Origin of the sequence: Streptomyces albus subsp. chlorinus (assembly GCF_013302895.1) — a bacterium.
GTDB lineage: Bacteria > Actinomycetota > Actinomycetes > Streptomycetales > Streptomycetaceae > Streptomyces > Streptomyces chlorinus.
Genome location: NZ_VJOK01000001.1, coordinates 440,876 through 457,902 on the forward strand (window position 1 = coordinate 440,876; position 17,027 = coordinate 457,902).

Sequence of the window (17,027 nt, forward strand, 5' to 3'; positions counted from 1 at the left end):
CCCCGGCGGTCGCCGTCGAGCAGGCGGCTCGCGGCGCCGAGCCACCCGGGGTCGGGTTCGACACCGAGGTGGGCGGCGAGCCGGGTCAGTTCGCGCTCCGGGGCGTCGAGCAGCTCCTCGAAGGCGAGCGGCACGCAGAACCCGGGGGGCAGGGCGTCGAGGTGGGCCAGCCCCTCGGTGATCGTCCGGGACCACAGGGCCCCGAAGCGGGCGAGCGGTATCGGCTGGTCCAGGGCGGCCCGCAGGTCGAAGTCGTCGTCGGCCAGCAGCCGTTCGAGCGACGCGGGCTCCTGTGCGGCGAGCGGGTCCCTGGCGTGGTGGTGCCCCGTGGCGCGGTGGTGCCGGGCCCGGCCGGCGAGGAACTCGATGAGACGGAACCCGGGGTGACGGCTCATCGAGAGGGCGCAGTCCGGTCCGTCGCGGTACAGGTGCACGAACCGGGCCTCCGGGAAGTGGCGGCGCAGGGCGGGCACCAGGGGCAGGGAGTACCCGGAGCGCTCCACCACGGCCCGGCCGCCGCAGTGCGCGGCCAGCTCGGCGAACAGCGCGCGGTAGTGCCCGGCCGCGGGGCCCCGGGACCGGGCCACGAGCGCCGGCCGCAGCGCGTCGAACAGGGCGTCCGGGTCGTCCGTGAGGTGGGGCAGCGTCGTCAGGCACAGCGCCGGTACGCCCTGGCCCCCGCCGGCGGCGAACCGGCCCGGGGAGTGCGGGTAGAGGTGCTCGGGCACGGGCGTCCCGTCGCGGATCATGCGGTCGGCGAACGGCCGGGGCGAGGCCAGCAGCCGCCAGAACTCCGCGCCGTCCAGGGGCTCGTCGGGCAGGGCGCCGGGCTCCACCGTGGCGAACAGCTCGCTGAGGCCGAGGATGGACGGGTGGAGCCGCAGCACCTGCGAGAGGGCGGTGGAGCCGCAGCGTCCGGTGCCGACGACGAAGGTCAGCGGGGCGGCGGTCGCGTCCGGGGCCACCACGGCGCCCTCAGTACCCGTACATGGCATTGACCCGGCGCGGGTAGTACCGCTGGTCGCCGTCCGGTTCGTAGTCCGGCCTGCGCGGGACGTCGCTGGTGGGCGCGTCGCCGAGGACGGTGACGCGGTGGCCCAGGCGGTGGTCCTGGTAGTCGTTCACGGCCAGGTGCTGCGTGGCGCGGTTGTCCCACAGGGCGACGGTGTGCGGGTCCCAGCGGTACCGGCAGGTGAAGCGTGGCTGTTCGGAGTGCTCGAAGAGGTGCTGGAGGACGGCGTCGCTCTCGTGCCGGCTCAGCTGCGGGATGTGCGAGGTCCACATCCGGGTGACGTACAGGGAGCGGCGCCCGGTCACCGGGTGCACCCGCACCACGGGGTGTTCGGCGGACAGTTCCCCCACCTCGGGCCGCCGCAGCACATGGACGGCGGTGAGCCCGTCGAGCATCTCGCGGAAGGGCGCGGACAGCGTCTCGTACGCCAGGTACTGGTTGCTCCACATGGTGTCGCCGCCCGCCGGCGGACAGGTGACCAGGTGCAGGATCGACGCGATGGGCGGGTGCGGGCTGAAGGTGACGTCGATGTGCCACTCGTCGGCCTTGCCGCCCTTCTCGGACTCGATGAGGGTGACCTCGGGATGGTCCTCGAGCTTCGGCAGCAGCGGATGGACCTCGACCTCGCCGAAGCGGCGGCCGAACGCCACGTGCGCCTGCGGGGTCAGGCTCTCCTGGCCGGGGAAGAACAGTACGAGGTGGTCGAGCAGCAGCGCGTGGATGTGCGCGAACTGCTCGTCGGTGAGCGTGCTCAGGTCGATGCCGCGCACCTCGGCGCCGATGGCGCCGGAGACGGGCCGGATGTCGAGGTCTTCCCGCAGGGCGGTGGTTCGGGGCACGGAGTCGCTCCTCGTCGTGTCGGGGGTGGGGGCGTAGGCGGTCGGCGGGGCCGGACGGCGGGTTCGGCGGCGGAGGCGTACGGCGGCCGGGCGTCGGGTGCCGGCGTCGAGCGTCAGGTGTCGGCGGCCCGTCGTACGCGGTCAGGCGGGCACCCGGTCGGCCCTGGGATCGGGCAGCAGGCCCACCTGCTGGAGCCGGTCCAGCAGGCTCAGCGGCAGGGGGCCGAGGCCGGCCATGTTGTGGGTGACGGTGTGCAGCAGGCGCGGGTTGGCGCCGGTGCGGCGCACCGCCCGCCGTCCCACGACCCGGCCGGGCCAGGACAGATCGGTGACCATACGGGCCGCGTTGGCGCTGGTCCTGGCCGCCGACGCGAGCACCGGGCGGCGTTCGGCCTGGTAGCCGCGCAGGGCCGCGTCCACCACGGCCGGCTCCAGCCCGGTACGGGACACCGGCGGCCGGCCGGCCAGCGCCCGCGCGAGCTGCCCGGCGAGTGCGGCGGCGCCGGTGATGGCGGTGTTCATCCCCTGGGCCGCCATGGGATGCACCGCGTACGCCGCCTCTCCGGCCAGCACCAGCCCGGGGACGGCCAGACGGTCGGCGAGCAGCCGGCTGACGGAGAACAGCTGCCGGCTCCCGGCCGCCTCCGCCGCGGCCGGGAGGAGCGGGGCGAGTGCGGGTACCTCCGCGACCGCCCGTTCGAGCCACCGCGCGAAGCCGTCGCCGCCCAGGCCGCGCAGTTCGTCCGGTTCGGTCTGGAGGTAGAGGCGGACCCGTCCGCCGGGGAGCGGATAGGCCAGACGCAGTCCGCGACGGGTGAGGTAGGCGGAGAAGTCCCGGGGCGCCCAGCCGGTGCCGGTGAGTTCGACGGAGACCAGGCGGTGCGGGTAGCCCGTCCGCCGGCCGTGGATGCCCGCCTCCCGGCGGAGCCGCGAGGACATCCCGTCCGCCGCGACGACGAGCGGCACCCGCAGCGCGGTCTCGCCGCCGCCCCCGGCGCCGGCGACGGTCACCCCGGCCACCCGTCCCCCCGGGCCGCGCAGCAGCCCGCGGACCAGGACGCCGCGCCGGATCTCCACCTCCGGTCCGAGCCCCTCGGTGACGGCGGCCAGGATCCGTCCGTGGTCGTGGGCCAGCAGCCCCCGGTCCCCCGGCGGCAAACAGCCGTAGTCCAGCGTCATCAGCGGGGCGTCCGAGGCACTGCGGACCACGAGGCGGTCCAGGACCAGACCACCGCGTTCGAGCAGCAGCCGCTCAGTCCCCCACGCACGCAGCACCCGCAGGGCGCCGGGCTGGAGCACCTCGCCCTTGGCCACATCCACGGCCACGCGCCGTCGCTCCAGCACCAGGACGCGCAGCCCGAGGTCCCCCAGGGCCCGCGCGGTGGCCAGCCCCGCGACCCCGGCCCCGCACACGAGCACATCGGCATCGCCGGCCCCCGACCCGCCTCCCCCGGCGCCACGGTCACACCCGCGCTCCCGAGCCCCGCTGCCCCCACGGGCGCCGTTGCCTTCACGGGTGCCGTTGCCTTCACGGGTGCCGTGCCCTTCACGAGCACCGTGCCCTTCACGGGCGCCATGGTCTTCATGGGCGCCGTGGCCCTCACAACTGCCGTCGCCATCCTGGTTGCCGGAGTTCCCGTGGGTACCGTCCTCGCTCTTGCTCGGGGCGGCCGGGTGTCGGTCCGGGGTGGGGTGGGTGTGGGTGTGGCTTGTGGTCGGGTCGTTCATCGCCGTGTCTCCTCCCGGACTCGGGGGACATCGCCCGTGGCCGTGCGCAGCCGGCCGAGGGCCTTGAGCGCCAGGGCGGTGGCCAGGACGCGGTCGGGGTACCGGTAGCAGTGGCGGATGTACTCGTTGACGGCCGCGCCCGGCCAGGTGCCGTCGCTCTCCTGCCGGTCCAGCAGCCACGCGGCGGCGGACCGCACGGGTGCCGAGTCGGGCGCGGTGCCCGCGACGAGCAGCGCGTGGAGCGACCACGCGGTCTCCTCGACCGTGCCGGCCGGGACCGCGCCGGACTCGTCCCGGCCGGCGTCGGCGCCGGCCGCGGGGTCGTGGCCTCCGGTGTGCCAGGAGCCGTCCGGCCGCTGGGTGGCCAGCAGGAAGGCGCGGGCCCGTACGGCGGGTTCGGCACGGGCGCGCCCGGCGCGGGCGAAGGCGACGAGCGCGGCGGCCGTCCCCGGGGTGAGACCGCGGTACCACATGGCCTCCACTCCCCCGTCGGCGCGCATGGCGCGTGCGACGCTGCGCAGGCCCCGCAGCACCCGCGGGTCCCGCGGCCCGGCACCGCAGTCGAGCAGTGCCGTCACGGCTTTGGCTGTCATCTGCGGGCAGGGCCCGAACCCGCCGGGTCTGCTGTCGCGTACGGCCAGGCTCCAGGAGCCCGGACGGTCCTGCATGGCGGTCAGCCAGGCGAGGCCGCGCGCGGCGTGCCGGTCGTCCGCCCCGCCGGGCAGCCGGCGCAGCAGGGAGCTGATCTCCGCCGTCTCCAGGGCCATCGGCCAGCTGCGGTCGGTGGAGAAGCCCCAGAATCCGGCGGGGGTGCCGAGCGCGGGGAAGGGTGTGTCCTGCTGGCGGCGGCGGAACATCTCCGCGACCGGGTCCAGTCGCGGATCGCGGGCGTACCCGGCTTCCAGGAGAGCCGCGGTGGCGAAGCTGGACCAGGTGAGGTCGAGCGGCATCAGCGCCCAGCCGCCGTCGGGCAGCGCACCGCGGACCAGCCAGTCGCGCGAGGCGACCACGATGTCGGGGGCCAGCCCTGAGCGGCTGATGCCGAGGGTGATGAGGCTGGTGAGCCAGGGGTCGGAACTGAACGATCCGGTGCCGCGCTCGCGTGCGAAGACCTCCCGGACGATATCCAGGGCGCGTTGGCGTCCCAGGGTGTCGAGCAGGCGGCCGACCGGGGTCCGCCGCCGGGCGGGCTGTCCCAGGGCGAGCGCGGCGAAGATCGGCAGGCGCAGGCTCAGCGCCCGGCGGGCCACACCGGGCACCAGCAGGACACCCAGCGGCAGCCGGGGCGGTGCCGACGCGCCGTCCTGTCCGGCGAGCGCGGCGAACTGCCGGGCCAGGCCGGTCATGGCGGGCTCGGGGAGGCTGCCGGGGCCGCCGCGGCGGCGTACCAGCGCGAGCGCCTTCGCCACGGCGGTGCCGGTGGATCCGGGTGCGGTCAGGGCGAGTGCGGAGGCGACCACCGCCGTGGTCAGGGTCTCGGTCGGCACGCCGTCCATCGCCCAGCCGCCGTCCGGGCGTTGTGCGGCCAGGAGCCGGGCGACGGCACGGTCGCGCACGGCGGTGGCCCGGTCGGTGGCGACCACCCGGTCGGCGGTGGCCGGGTCGACGGCGGGGCCGGACGCGTCGGTGGCCGGTTCGCGGGACGTGTGCAGAGCGATCAGTGCGGCGGCCGTGTTCGCCGGGGAGAACCGGTCACCGGGCGGGGTGACCACGCCGTCCTCGCGGCGGGCGCCGAACAGCGCCTCGGCGCCCGCGAGGACGGCTCGTCCGGCTCTGGCGGTCACTGCGTTCTCGGGCATCGGGGTGCGTCAGCCCTTCGGTTCGGGGGAGCGTGGCGCGGAACGGGGTGCGGGGACGGGGGATCGGGGGCGGGTGCCGGGCGGGAACTCGTGGCGTGTCCTCATGCGCCGCTGGGCCGGCAGGCTGACGGCCAGGGCGGGCAGCAGGAGCGCCAGAGCCGGCCGGCCGCCCCAGTGGCAGGCGATGACGGCGGCGGAGAGCACGAGTCGTTCGCCGACCAGTACCTCGTGGGACCACAGGGCAAGCCGGGCGTCCAGGGACGGGGTGCGCAGCAGCGGGCGGAAGGCCGCCGCCCCGGCGACCGCGGCGACGGCGGCGAGCAGTCCGCCGGCGGCGGGGTGCCGGGCGGCTGTCGCGAGGTGGACGACGGCGCACAGCAGCGCCGCGAGGTACAGCAGTGCGGCGATGCGGGCGGCTGCCGCCACGCCCCGCAGCACCGGTACGGTCCGGTAGCCGCCCGAGCGGTCGGCGTCGGTGTCGCGCAGGGTGCCGACCAGGTTGGAGGCGGTGTCGTGCAGGACGAGGGCCACCACGACCGGCAGCACGTCCCACGAGGGCGGCCGTCCGGCCGGGGCGGAGACGGCGGCGCCGAACAGGACGGCCAGTCCCGTCAGCAGCCCGCGCACCCCGTTGCCGAGGATGCCCCGGCCCTTGAGGACCCTGCTGTAGGCGACGATCCCGGCCAGCGCGAGCACGACCCCGACGACGACGGGCCAGTTGACGGCGAGCGTGACGGCCGCCGCGCAGATCTCGGCGGCCAGACCGCACAGCAGCGCGGTGCGCGCGGCCAGCCGCCCGGAGGGTATGGGGCGTTGCGGCTTGCCGATGGCGTCGAGCGCGCGGTCGAAGTAGTCGCCCAGGTAGTGTCCGCCGAGCCAGCCGAGGGTCGGGCACAGCCAGGCGGCGAGGAGCCCCTGGGGCGTGTGCGCCCCGGCCCCGGCCGCCGCCCCCGCCAGGCCGACCAGACCCGGGTGGGCGAGGGTGTAGGGACGCCAGGTCTCCAGGTGGGCACGGGCTGCCGATCCCACGGGCCGCCTCACCGGTCCCGGTCGACGGCCAGGTCGGCCACGGCGTGCAGCGCGGCTCTGGCCTCGGTGGCGGGGAGTTCGTCCAGTGCCGCCTTGGCCTGTGCCGCCTCGGCCCGGGCCGCCGCGCGGGCCTGGGTGAGCGCGCCGCTCTCCCGCAGCAGGACGCGGAGGGTCTCCATCGCGGTCTCGGCGGGGAGGGTTCCGGCGAGGAGGGCGGAGAGCTGTGCGCGTCCCTGCTCGTTGGTCCGGTGCCAGCACAGCAGGACGGGGAACGTCGGCCGGGCGTTGCGCAGGTCGCTGAGCGCGGACTTGCCGCTGGTGGCGGTGTCGCTGGTGTGCGGCAGGAGGTCGTCGGCCATCTGGAAGGCGCGGCCCAGGTGTTCGGCGTAGCGGGTGAGCGCGTGCTGGGCGGCGGCCGGCGCGCCCGCGAGCTGGGCGCCGCCCAGGCAGGAGGCGCGGAAGAGGGCCCCGGTCTTCAGGCTGATCATCCGCAGGTAGCGGTCGACGTCCCGGTCGCCCTGGGCGCGCAGTTCATCCTCCATGGCCTGTCCGCGGCACAGGTCGACACCGGCTTCCGCGAGGGTCTGCACGACGGCGAGGCGGCGGGCGTCCGGCACGCTGGCGGGGGTGTGCGCGGCGACTTCGCGGAACGCGCCGATGAGCAGCGCGTCCCCGGTGACGATGGCGTTGGGCAGGCCGTAGCGGGCCACGACGCTGGGGCGCCCGCGCCGCTGGGTGTCGCCGTCGATGACGTCGTCGTGCACGAGGGAGCCGACGTGCAGCCGTTCGACGCCCAGCGCGGCGGCGAGGGTGTCGGCGCGGCGCATACCGGTCGCCGCCGCCGACTCGGTGAACAGCAGGGGGCGCAGGAGCTTGCCCGGCGGCAGCAGCGCGGCGCGTTCCATCTCCGCCACCCCGCCGGTGCCGGTGCCGTCCGCGTGCGGGCCGTCCTGGTCGCAGCGGCGGGCCAGTTCCGCTGCGAGGAGCCGGAGGGTGGGTGCCAGCGGGCCGTCCTCCGCGAAGGGGGCCGGCGGGGCGGGGGCCGTGACGGGTGAAGGTGCGCTCACGCGTGGCTCCCCTGTTCGGTGAGGAAGGCGGCGGCCCGGGCGGCGAAGGCGTCGTTGGCGGCGCGCTCGGCGAGGGTGACGCGCAGCCCCTCTCCCGGTTTGCCGCAGACGAGGATGCCGTGGTCGGCGCAGTGCTGGGTCAGCTCCTCGACGCCGTCGGTGAGCGGCAGCCAGACGAAGTTGGCCTGACTGGGCGCGCACACCCAGCCCTGGCCGGTCAGGATCCGGTGCAGCCGGTCCCGTTCGCGTGCGGTCTCGCGGCACCGGCCGCTAACGTCGGCGATCTCACCCAGGGAGGCGATGGCCGCGGCCTGTGCGGCGGCGCTCACCCGCAGGAAAAGCTGCTGTCCGCGCAGCGGGTCCAGCACGCGTGGCCGGCCGACGAGGTAGCCGACGCGCAGGCTGAGCAGTCCGTGGGACTTGGAGAAGGTCCGCACGACGCAGACGCGTTCGTCGCGGCGGTAGAGGTCGATGCCGTCGTCCGTGCTGCCGGGGTCGGCGAAGTCGAGGTAGGCCTCGTCGAGGACGACGGTGACATGGCCGGGCAGCCGGTCGAGGAAGTCGGCGAGCGCGCCGGGGGCGAGGACCGTCCCGGTGGGGTTGTTGGGGTTGCAGACGACCACCATGCGGGTCCGGTCGGTGACCGCCGCGGCCAGGGCGGGCAGGTCGTGCCGCTCGTCGGTGAGGGGCACCCGTACGACGGAGGAGCCGGCGTTCCGCGCCATCATCGGATACGCCTCCCACGAGGGCCAGGCGTGCACCGTGTGGCTGTCCGGTCCGGTGAAGGCGGTGAAGAGCAGTTGGAGCAGTGCGCCGGAGCCGGGGCCCACCATGACGTCGTGCGGGGGGACTTGGAGGTGCTCGGCCAGCGTGCTGGTCAGTCCGGAGGCGAGGGCGTCCAGGGTTCTGTGGGACCGGGCGGCGGCCTCGCGGACGGCTTCGAGAACTGCGGGTGTCGGTGGGTGGTGGGTCTCGTTCAGCGCCATTTGATGAAGGATGGAATCCGGTCCGGTGACCGGCTCCAGACGATTCCATCCGCTCTTTCCCAACATCGAGCCCCCTGGAGGAGAGGTGGCGGCGGCCGTCGGGCACGACACGTCCGGTGCACGAACAGGACGTCGCACCCGGCACGCTCAGTGCGGCACCGTGCGAGGGCTGACGATAACCACGCCCTCTTTCGGGAAACCAGAGGGCCTTGGGTGACAGGGCCGGATAACCGGGCAGTGGTCCCACTCGGGGGGCGGAAGGGGCACCAGAGGCGGCGCGGCGGCACAGCGCCACCGGGAGAACCCGCCCTGAGCTGCGGAAACTCAATGGAGCGGCGGAATCATCCACCGCCCTCGACGCCGTGCCACCGGCCGGTGGACGCGAGAATTCCCTTTCGTACCCCGTGCCCGCCGACCGGCCTGCCACGCCCGCCGATGCCCGCCTGTTTGATTTCCCGGAACGTGGAAAACAGCGGGCAGCGGCTTTCCGCACACCTCTTCAACAACGCGCTTCCGTGACTGTTCTCCGCCCGATGTGCCGCCGTTTCGGGCCAGAATGCCGGACGGCGGCAATTTGCCATCCGTTTACCGAACGGCGGCCCGGCAGGGCGGTTTTCAGACCGCGCCCAGTCGGCCGGCCAGGTCGGCCAGGTCGTCGGCGTACAGGTCGAACCGGTCCGAGGCGGCGGGCGGGTCGCCGGCGGGCCGGGCGACATAGGCGGTGCGCAGGCCGAGGCGCTGGGCCGCGCGCAGGTCCCAGGCGTGGGCGGCGACCATCAGCAGCCGCTCCGGCGCCCGTCCGGAGACGGTGACGGCGAGCCGGTAGACCTCCGGGTCCGGCTTGTAGGTCCGGGCGTCCTCGGCGGACAGGGCCTGGTGCCAGCGCAGTCCGGCGTGGGCGTTCAGCTCCAGCAGGGCCGTCCGACTCGCGTTGGAGAGGCCGATCAGCGGGAAGTGTCCGGCAAGCCGGTCGAGTCCCGCGGCGGTGTCGGGCCACGGCGGGAGGCGGCGGCCCGAGAGGGCCAGCGCCGCCACGGCGTCCGGGTCGCCGGCCCCGGCGGCGTCGGCGACGAGGCGGGCGGCCTCCCGGTCGAGGACATCGCCGGCGAGGTAGGGCCGTCTGCCGTCGAGGACGCGGCGCTGCTCGCGTTCGACGTGCCGCTGCCACAGCGACACGAGCCGCTCGGTGCCGTCGTCGTCGAGCGACGGGTCGAGTGCGCGGACGCCGGCGCGGATACCGGCGGGTTCGTCGACGAGCGTGCCGAGCATGTCGAACACGAGGGCGTCGATCTCGATCTGCGGCATGAGCGGGGTCTCCCGGAACGAGGGGGATGGGCGGCGGTCACCACATGGCGCCCCACGGGCCGGGGCGGACGTTCCGGCCCGGCGCATGTAAGGGCTAAAATCAGGGTTAGCCGAACGTAACCGGAGGTCGGTAAGGGATGCAAGTGGCGTTGGACGACTACGTCTGGGCGGCCGGGGTCGCGACCGAACTGGTCAACACCACCGCCGAGGTCTGGCGCGGCGACGACCGCCTCCCCGACCCGGCCGCCCTCGTCGCGTTCGCGAAGCTGCACGGGGACGGGCCCGGGCACGAGGGCGGCCCCGGCGCGCTGTCCGCACTCGCCCGGCGCGGTGGCGCAGCCGAACTGCGCGCGGTCCACGCGCTGAGGACGGCCGTGCGCGACCTGATCGACCACCCCGAGCGCGAGCGCCTCGTCGCCGGCGGCACCGCGCTCACCTCACCCGCCCGGGGGGCCACCCTGGTCCCCGGTCCGGCACACGGGAACCGCGCCCGCTGGGCCGTCCCGCTCCGCGAGGGGGCGACCATCGCCGACGCCCTCTCGCTGATCTGCGGGATCGGCGTCCTCGGGGTCGTCCACACCCTCGGAGAGCGGCGGTTCCGCTCGTGCGGCGCGCCCACCTGCAAGGGGGCGTTCATCGACACCACCCGGCCCGGCAGCCGCCGCTACTGCATGCCCGGACTGTGCGGCAACCGCCTCAACGTCGCCAACCACCGCGCACGCCGGGCCGCGCCGCGCGCCCCTCGGCCCGGCGACGGACCGGAACCGTGAGCGAGCACCCCCGCCGCCCGGCACGTCCGGGCGCGGCCCGCCCCAGGACGTGCCGGGCGGCGCCTCAGCGGTCCGGCACCGCGCACTGCGCGGAGGGGATGCCGCGGGTCTCGATGGTGACGCCGCCCTGCGGGCGTCCGCCGGACAGTGCCGCGGCGCCGAGGACGAAGTGCACCCACATGTTGAACTGGATCTCCTTGGCGACGCGGAGCCGGCTGTAGAGCAGGTCGGCCCACCGGTCGCCGGCACGGGACCACGCCTCGACGTGGAAGTGCAGTTCGTCTCCCTCGTCACGGGCCGTGAACTGGATCTGCCCGGCCTCCAGATGGCCGCGCAGGGTGCCCAGCCGGATCGTGACCGGGTCGCGGTGGAGCACCCGGACCGGGCCGTCCCAAGGGCCCGGCATCTGCACGCGGTACTCGTCCCCGACGCGGGCCGGGCCCTGAGCGCCGTGTGTCTTGTGGAAGACCGCGACGGTCGAGGGAGCCGGTGCGTTCGGGTTCGCCGCGATGGCGGCGATCAGCGCGTCCGCGCTCATCCACGCGCCACGGACCCGCACGCTGAAACGGCGGTGGAACATCGGGCCCACCCCGTCGGTGAGGGTCTTGGTGAGGTCGTCGACGAGGGCGGCGGGCAGCGGCGGCGGCAGATCCCCGGAGTCGCCCGCCACCTCGCTGCGGTGCAGCGCGGTCACCCGCCACATGTACTGCCAGGAGACCAGCAGGACGCCCAGCGGGAAGCGCAGCAGCGTGCCGATCCGGCGCCTCGGCGACGGCCTGCCGGGCCGCCTGGCCGAACGCCCGCCCGCCTCGCCCGGTACCGGGTGCCCGGCGGTGGCCTGCGCCTGACCCTGTGGGGACATAACACTTATGACATCACGAAAAGGGAGAAACCGCCCTCCGTGCCGTCCGTACCCGCCCAGCCCTGGAGGCCGGCGTGCTGTTCGACAAGCTGCTGTTCCGGTGCGGCCTGCGCAGAGCCCACCTGCAACTGGCCACGATGGGATCGGTCGCGCTCTGCGTCGTGTTCTGGATGCGTGCGGCCGGCTACGACCAGGACGAGCGCGGCAACGCCGAGCGCCGCGCCCTGTTCGTCGGACTGTGGGCGCCCACGCTGTGGGTGATCGGACAGTCCCTGGGGGAGGACGGACCCACCGGGCGCCCGGCCGCACCGGGCACCACCGATGCCGCGTGAAGGGCGCCTCTACCGCCCGCAGGCCGTGGCGAGGCTGCACTCGCTGGCCGACCGCGAGATCAACTACGGCCCGCTGACGGGCGGACGCCTGCCCACCTGGGGCGCCCGGTGGCACATCGACTCGGTCTGCCGGCCCCTGGCCCGGGAACCGGCCGGTGACCCGGTACGGGGCGGGGCCTGGGAGATCGCCTGCCGCCTGGTGCGCGACTACCAGTTCGCCGAGCCGACGATCCTGCGCGCGCTCTACCGCACCGACACCGCCCTGCTCGGCCGCGACATGCTGCTGGAGGGCCGGTTCGCGGGGCTCCGCTTCGACATGGGGGTACGGGTGACCTCCGTGATCGACGAGGTACGCGGCAGCGGCGAGGCGGAGGCGCGGGTGTGGGGGTGGGCGTACCGGACCCTCGAAGGCCACCTGGAGCAGGGCGAACTCACCTACAAGGTCGTCAAGCGCCTGCGGACCGGCACCGTGGAGTTCCACATCTTGGGCCACTCGCGGCGGGCGCCGCTGGCCAACCCGGTCATCCGGGCAGGTTTCGCCGTGTTCGGACGGCGGACGCAGCACCGCTTCTACCACGCGAGCGCCCGGCGGCTGCGGCGGCTGCTCCACGCGGAGCTGTGCGGAGCACCGCCGCTGACGGCGCAGACCCTGCCGGGCCACGCCGACATCGCCGTCGCGCCCACCCCGTAAGGGCGCATCCGCCCGGCCGGCGGCAGGGGGAGCCGGGGCCTCCGCGGCGTCAGGTCCGGCTTTCTACTCACAGGTAGGCACGGCTGCCCCCTTGTTATACAGTCCGTCTAACAAGAGGCGTGAGCGCGTCTCCTGGGACGCCTCACCGCGCCGACGGCCAGTCGGCGACGGCCCGCTATCCGAACCGAGGAGTCGCAGCATGGCACGCAGCACCACCCGGCCGGACCTCTCCCACGACGCCGGCGAACACGCAGTCGTCCGGCGGCTGTTGGACTCCGCCGCGACGCTGTCCTACGACCCGCGGACGGAAGTCGACTGGGAGACTCCGCTCGATGAGGACTTCCACGGCACCAGCCCGGAGTGGAGCACCCTGTTCGGCACCGCCTACTGGGCGGAGCTGACCGACGCGCAGCGCAAGGAACTCACCCGCCAGGAGGCCGCGTCGGTGGCCGGCACCGGCATCTGGTTCGAGCTGATCCTCCAGCAGATGATCCTGCGCGACATCTACGCCAAGGACCCGTCCCAGGACAAGGTCCAGTGGGCGCTGACCGAGATCGCCGACGAGTGCCGGCACTCGATCATGTTCGCGCGCGGGGCGAAGAAGCTGCGGGCGCCCGCCTACCAGCCGCGCCCCCTCGCCCGGGAACTCGGCCGCGCGTTCAAGACCCTCGCGTCCGGCGAGGCGGCCTACGCCGCGATCCTCGTCGCCGAGGAGGTCCTCGACGTCATGCAGCGCGACTGGATGCGGGACGAGCGCGTGGTGCCGTTCGTGCGCACCATCAACAACATCCACGTCGTCGAGGAGTCGCGGCACATGAAGTTCGCCCGCGACGAGACCCGCAAGCGGCTGGCGAAGGCGGGGTGGGTGCGCCGCCAGATCAACGCCTTCGTGATCGCGGTCGCCTCCTACGTCATCGTCACCAGCATGGTGAACAAGAAGGTGTACGCCAACGCCGGGCTCGACGCGGCGCGGGCGCTCTCCGAGGCGCGGGCCAACGAGCACCACAAGTCGATGCTGCGCTCCAGCTGCGCGGGCCTGATGGATTTCCTGGCCTCGGCGCGGCTGCTGACCAGGCCCGCGCTGGTCTTCTACAAGCGCGCCCACCTCATCTGACCGCAGAGCTGACCGCTGACCGCTCCCGCCGCCCGGCCGCCCCGCCGCACACAGAACCGGTGCCATGACCTACGCCATCAACCAGAACTGCTGCAACGACGCCACCTGTGTGAGCGTCTGCCCCGTCAACTGCATCCACCCCACCCCCGGTGAACCGGACTTCGGCAGCACGGAGATGCTCCACATCGACCCCGCCGCCTGCATCGACTGCGGCGCCTGCGCCGACGCCTGCCCGGTGGACGCCGTCTTCCCCGTCGACGGCCTCACCGGCCCGGGGCGGGCGCGGGAGCGGGCGTACGCCGAGATCAACGCCGCCTACTACGCCGGCTCCCCGGCGCCGCGCCCGTCGGACGGCAGCCCCCTCTTCCACCCCTGGGACGAGCCGGACTTCGCCCGCACCCTGCCCGCCGACTTCGCCGCCCCGCGGGTCGCGATCGTCGGCACCGGACCGGCCGGCATGTACGCCGCGGAGGACCTGCTGCTGCACACCTCGGCCCACGTCACGCTCCTGGACCGGCTCCCGGTGGCCGGTGGGCTCGTACGGTACGGGGTGGCGCCCGACCACCCGGCGACGAAGAGGATCGGGGAGGCGTTCGGCCGGATCCACAACCATCCACGGGTACGCATGCTGCTGGGGGTGGAGGTGGGCCGGGACATCACCGCCGAGGAGCTGGCCGCCCACCACGACGCCGTCGTCTACGCCGTGGGCGCCCCCGGCGACCGGCGCCTCGGCATCCCCGGCGAGGAGGCGGCCGGCAGCATCTCCGCCACCGACTTCGTCGCCTGGTACAACGCCCATCCGGATGTCCCGGCGGACGCGGTCGACCTGTCCACCTCCCGGGTCGTCGTGGTCGGCACCGGAAACGTCGCCCTCGACGTGGCCCGCATCCTGCTGACCGACCCGGAGGAGCTGGCCGGCACGGACATCGCCGACCACGCGCTGGAGGCCCTGCGTGCCGGCTCCGTCCGCGAGGTCGTGCTGCTGGGCCGCCGGGGCCCGGAGGACGCCGCCTGCACCCGGCCCGAACTCCTCGCGCTCACCCGTCTCCCGGGGATCGAGCCGGTCGTCGACGACCACGACCCGCGCACGGGCAGGGCGATCGACACCGCGGGCCCACGGGACAAGGCGGCACTGCTGCGGGGCGTACGCCGCGAGAGGACCGGCTACGGGCCCCCGTCCCCCACGGGAGAGCGGCGACTGGTCTTCCGTTTCCACTCGGCTCCGCTGACGGTGCGGGAGGGGGACGACGGCAGGGACGCGCCGGGCGTCACCAAGGTCCGGGTGAGCGGGGCGACCGGGGAGACGGACATCGGGACGGGGATGCTCCTGCGGGCCATCGGCTACCGGGGAGAACCCGTCCCCGGGCTGCCGTTCGACGAGGCCGACGGCACCGTGCCGCACGAGAGCGGCCGGGTGGCCGGCCTGCCCGGCACCTACGTCGTCGGATGGATCAAACGCGGACCGACCGGCGGCATCGGCGCCAACCGCGCCTGCGCCGCCGAGACGGTCACCGCCCTGCTCCACGACGCCGCCACCGGAGCCCTCCCGCGCGCCACCCGCTCGGCGAAGGAGTTCCGGCGCCTGGTGCGCCGCCGCGGCCGCCATGTGGTCGACGCCCGCGGACTGGCCGCCATCGACCGCGCCGAGCAGGCCCGCGGCAGCCGCGCGGGCAGGCCGCGCAGCAAGCTCGCCACCGTCCCCGAACTGGTGGCGGCCGCCTCGAAACGGCGGCTGCCGCTCCCCCGCTGAGCACGCCTCGGACGCCGCGGGCCACGCGCACCCGTTCCCGGCCCGCACACACCTGCCGGGCACGCACCGGGGCCGCGCTCGCCCGGGCCCCGGAAGGAAGGGCCGTGGACACACGAGACGCCTACGGCGCCACCGGCTCCCCGCGCTGGACCGCCGACCTGCTCCCGCCGCACCGCAGCGGCGTCGCCCGCCGGCTCGGCCGGTTGGCGAAAGCCCTCGGCGTCCAGCTCACCGAGCCCGCCGGCCTGCTGTGCGCCACCGTCGCCCTCACCGCGTGGCGCCTGCTCGGCCCTCAGCCCGGGAGCGGCGCCGGGGCGCGGCGCAGTCCGTAGAACTGGGGCGTGCCGGCCAGGGCCAGTACGCCGTCCCAGAGGCGGCCCGCGGCCTCCCCGCGGGGGGCCGGGGAGACGCACGGGCCGAAGACGGCGGCGGGCGGGCCGCCGCCGTGGCGCACCCCCAGCACCGGGGTGCCGACGTCGTCCCCGACGAGGCCGACCGCCTCGCCGTGCGAGGCCCGTACCGCGGCGTCGTACGCCGTGGAGGCCGCCGCTTCGGCCAGCCGCGCGGGCAGCCGCGCCGCCGACAGGGCCGCGGGCAGGACCCGTTCCCAGTCCCAGTCGCCGCGCTCGTGCACCCGTTCGCCGAAGGCGTCGTAGAAGGCGCCGAGCGCGTCGGGGCCGTGCTCCTCGGTGACGGCGGCGCACACCCGCACGGGCAGCCGCAGATATCCGCCCGGATCGCCCTCGGGGTCCACCTCGCGGTGTTCGTTGAGCACCGCCAGGCTCATCACCCGCCAGCGCACGGTGACGTCCCGGACCCGTGTCACCTCCCGCAGCCAGCGGGAGGTGATCCAGGTGTAAGGGCAGGAGGGGTCGAACCACAGATCGACGTCCGTCATGGCGGCGAGCCTAGTGCGGGGCCGCCCGCCGTCGGAAACGCCCTCCGCCCCCGCGTGCTGACGGGGTGTCACAGGGTCCGCAGCACCTCCAGACGCACCGCCTCGGACGCCTTGTCCAGTTCGGCGCGGCAGCCCTCCGGGGTCCCGCCGGCGGCGGTGAGCAGCGCGTAGCGGCCCGAGACGTGCCCGTGCGGCGGCAGCCGCAGTTCCTGGCCGGGCAGGGCGATCGGCACGGCCTCGACCACGGAGGCCGGCAGGGCGCGGGAGTCGATCCGCACGGTGCGGGCCAGGCAGTCCGCCTCCGGGTAGAGGAACCGTACGGCGGCCGCACCCCGGCGGTCCGGACGGATGTCCGGTGCGGCGCCGCAGGCCAGGCGGGCGGCGGTCAGCGCCGCGTCGGTACCCAGCGCGAGCCGTCCGATGTCGGGGATGCGGTCGCCGCCGATCCGGGCGTTGATCTCGACCACCTTCGGGCCCTGGGCGGTGAGCCGCAGTTCGGTGTGGGTCCAGCCGGTGGTGAACCCGACCGCCTCGTGCGCGCGTGCGACCACGTCCAGGACCGCGGGATCGTCCTGGAGCGGGTCCGAGGCGTCCACGAGGTGGCCGGTCTCCTCGAAGTACGGGGCGAAGCCGCACTCCTTGCGGGCCGTGAAGGCGGGCACCATCCGGCCCCGGTACCAGGCGGCGTCCACGCTGATCTCCGGCCCGTCCAGGTACTCCTCGACCAGGACGTCGCCCGGGGCCACCTCCACGGCGCCGGGTGCGGTGGCGCCACGGGCCAGCCGGAAGGCGCGGGCCAGCCCCTCCGGGGCGGTCACCAGCACCACGCCCGTACTGGCGTTGAG

At 75.0% G+C, this 17,027-nt stretch carries 17 protein-coding genes; 6 read left to right on the forward strand and 11 right to left on the reverse strand.

What is annotated here, in order from left to right; translation table 11 throughout:
* The 8 genes from FM076_RS02085 to FM076_RS02120 all read right to left on the reverse strand — a co-directional run.
* A partial coding sequence (locus tag FM076_RS02085) for a sulfotransferase family protein (protein ID WP_345944853.1) occupies positions 1-968 on the reverse strand: 968 nt, incomplete at its 3' end.
* A gap of 7 nt (positions 969-975) precedes the next feature.
* Complete coding sequence (locus FM076_RS02090) at positions 976-1,851, reverse strand: TauD/TfdA dioxygenase family protein (RefSeq protein ID WP_345944854.1); 876 nt, start codon at positions 1,849-1,851, stop codon at positions 976-978.
* Between the two features lie 141 nt (positions 1,852-1,992).
* A complete protein-coding gene (locus FM076_RS02095) occupies positions 1,993-3,270 on the reverse strand; it encodes an FAD-dependent monooxygenase (RefSeq protein WP_173868241.1) in 1,278 nt (425 codons plus the stop codon).
* Positions 3,271-3,575: 305 nt separating this feature from the next.
* Positions 3,576-5,378 (reverse strand): prenyltransferase/squalene oxidase repeat-containing protein, encoded by a 1,803-nt coding sequence (locus FM076_RS02100; RefSeq protein ID WP_173868242.1) that lies wholly within the window; start codon positions 5,376-5,378, stop codon positions 3,576-3,578.
* 9 nt (positions 5,379-5,387) lie between these two features.
* The gene (locus tag FM076_RS02105) at positions 5,388-6,407 is read right to left on the reverse strand and encodes a UbiA family prenyltransferase (protein WP_345944855.1); all 1,020 of its coding nucleotides are present in this window, start codon (positions 6,405-6,407) and stop codon (positions 5,388-5,390) included.
* 8 nt (positions 6,408-6,415) lie between these two features.
* Entirely contained in the window at positions 6,416-7,474 is a 1,059-nt protein-coding gene (locus FM076_RS02110; RefSeq protein WP_345944856.1) for a polyprenyl synthetase family protein, read from the reverse strand.
* Positions 7,471-8,460 (reverse strand): aminotransferase class I/II-fold pyridoxal phosphate-dependent enzyme, encoded by a 990-nt coding sequence (locus FM076_RS02115; protein ID WP_243274269.1) that lies wholly within the window; start codon positions 8,458-8,460, stop codon positions 7,471-7,473. Before FM076_RS02115 ends, FM076_RS02110 begins: the two co-directional genes overlap by 4 nt.
* A gap of 615 nt (positions 8,461-9,075) precedes the next feature.
* The gene (locus FM076_RS02120; RefSeq protein WP_173868244.1) at positions 9,076-9,765 is read right to left on the reverse strand and encodes a haloacid dehalogenase type II; all 690 of its coding nucleotides are present in this window, start codon (positions 9,763-9,765) and stop codon (positions 9,076-9,078) included.
* A 143-nt stretch (positions 9,766-9,908) separates the two neighbouring features.
* Here FM076_RS02120 and FM076_RS02125 point away from each other — a divergent pair, with 143 nt between their 5' ends.
* On the forward strand, positions 9,909-10,535 hold the full coding sequence (locus tag FM076_RS02125) for a CGNR zinc finger domain-containing protein (RefSeq protein WP_173868245.1): 627 nt from the start codon (positions 9,909-9,911) through the stop codon (positions 10,533-10,535).
* Positions 10,536-10,599: 64 nt separating this feature from the next.
* Here the strand turns inward: FM076_RS02125 and FM076_RS02130 are convergent, their stop codons facing one another.
* Entirely contained in the window at positions 10,600-11,397 is a 798-nt protein-coding gene (locus FM076_RS02130; RefSeq protein ID WP_173868246.1) for a DUF1990 family protein, read from the reverse strand.
* Positions 11,398-11,471: 74 nt separating this feature from the next.
* Here FM076_RS02130 and FM076_RS02135 point away from each other — a divergent pair, with 74 nt between their 5' ends.
* From FM076_RS02135 to FM076_RS02155, 5 genes are all read left to right on the forward strand, one after another.
* Positions 11,472-11,729 carry a hypothetical protein gene (locus tag FM076_RS02135; RefSeq protein WP_345944857.1) on the forward strand — a complete coding sequence of 86 codons (258 nt, stop codon included), beginning with the start codon at positions 11,472-11,474 and terminating at the stop codon, positions 11,727-11,729.
* A complete protein-coding gene (locus FM076_RS02140; RefSeq protein ID WP_173868247.1) occupies positions 11,719-12,420 on the forward strand; it encodes a DUF1990 family protein in 702 nt (233 codons plus the stop codon). Before FM076_RS02135 ends, FM076_RS02140 begins: the two co-directional genes overlap by 11 nt.
* 199 nt (positions 12,421-12,619) lie before the next feature.
* Positions 12,620-13,534, forward strand: a complete 915-nt coding sequence (locus tag FM076_RS02145; RefSeq protein WP_173868248.1) for an AurF N-oxygenase family protein — start codon at positions 12,620-12,622, stop codon at positions 13,532-13,534.
* Positions 13,535-13,598: 64 nt separating this feature from the next.
* Positions 13,599-15,284, forward strand: a complete 1,686-nt coding sequence (locus FM076_RS02150) for an FAD-dependent oxidoreductase (RefSeq protein ID WP_173868249.1) — start codon at positions 13,599-13,601, stop codon at positions 15,282-15,284.
* Between the two features lie 104 nt (positions 15,285-15,388).
* A complete protein-coding gene (locus FM076_RS02155) occupies positions 15,389-15,616 on the forward strand; it encodes a hypothetical protein (RefSeq protein ID WP_173868250.1) in 228 nt (75 codons plus the stop codon).
* Here the strand turns inward: FM076_RS02155 and FM076_RS02160 are convergent.
* Positions 15,577-16,182, reverse strand: a complete 606-nt coding sequence (locus FM076_RS02160) for a DsbA family protein (protein WP_173868251.1) — start codon at positions 16,180-16,182, stop codon at positions 15,577-15,579. The genes FM076_RS02155 and FM076_RS02160 overlap by 40 nt on opposite strands.
* 68 nt (positions 16,183-16,250) lie before the next feature.
* Positions 16,251-17,027: ATP-grasp domain-containing protein (locus tag FM076_RS02165; RefSeq protein ID WP_243274270.1), on the reverse strand; the 777-nt coding region annotated here is incomplete at its 5' end.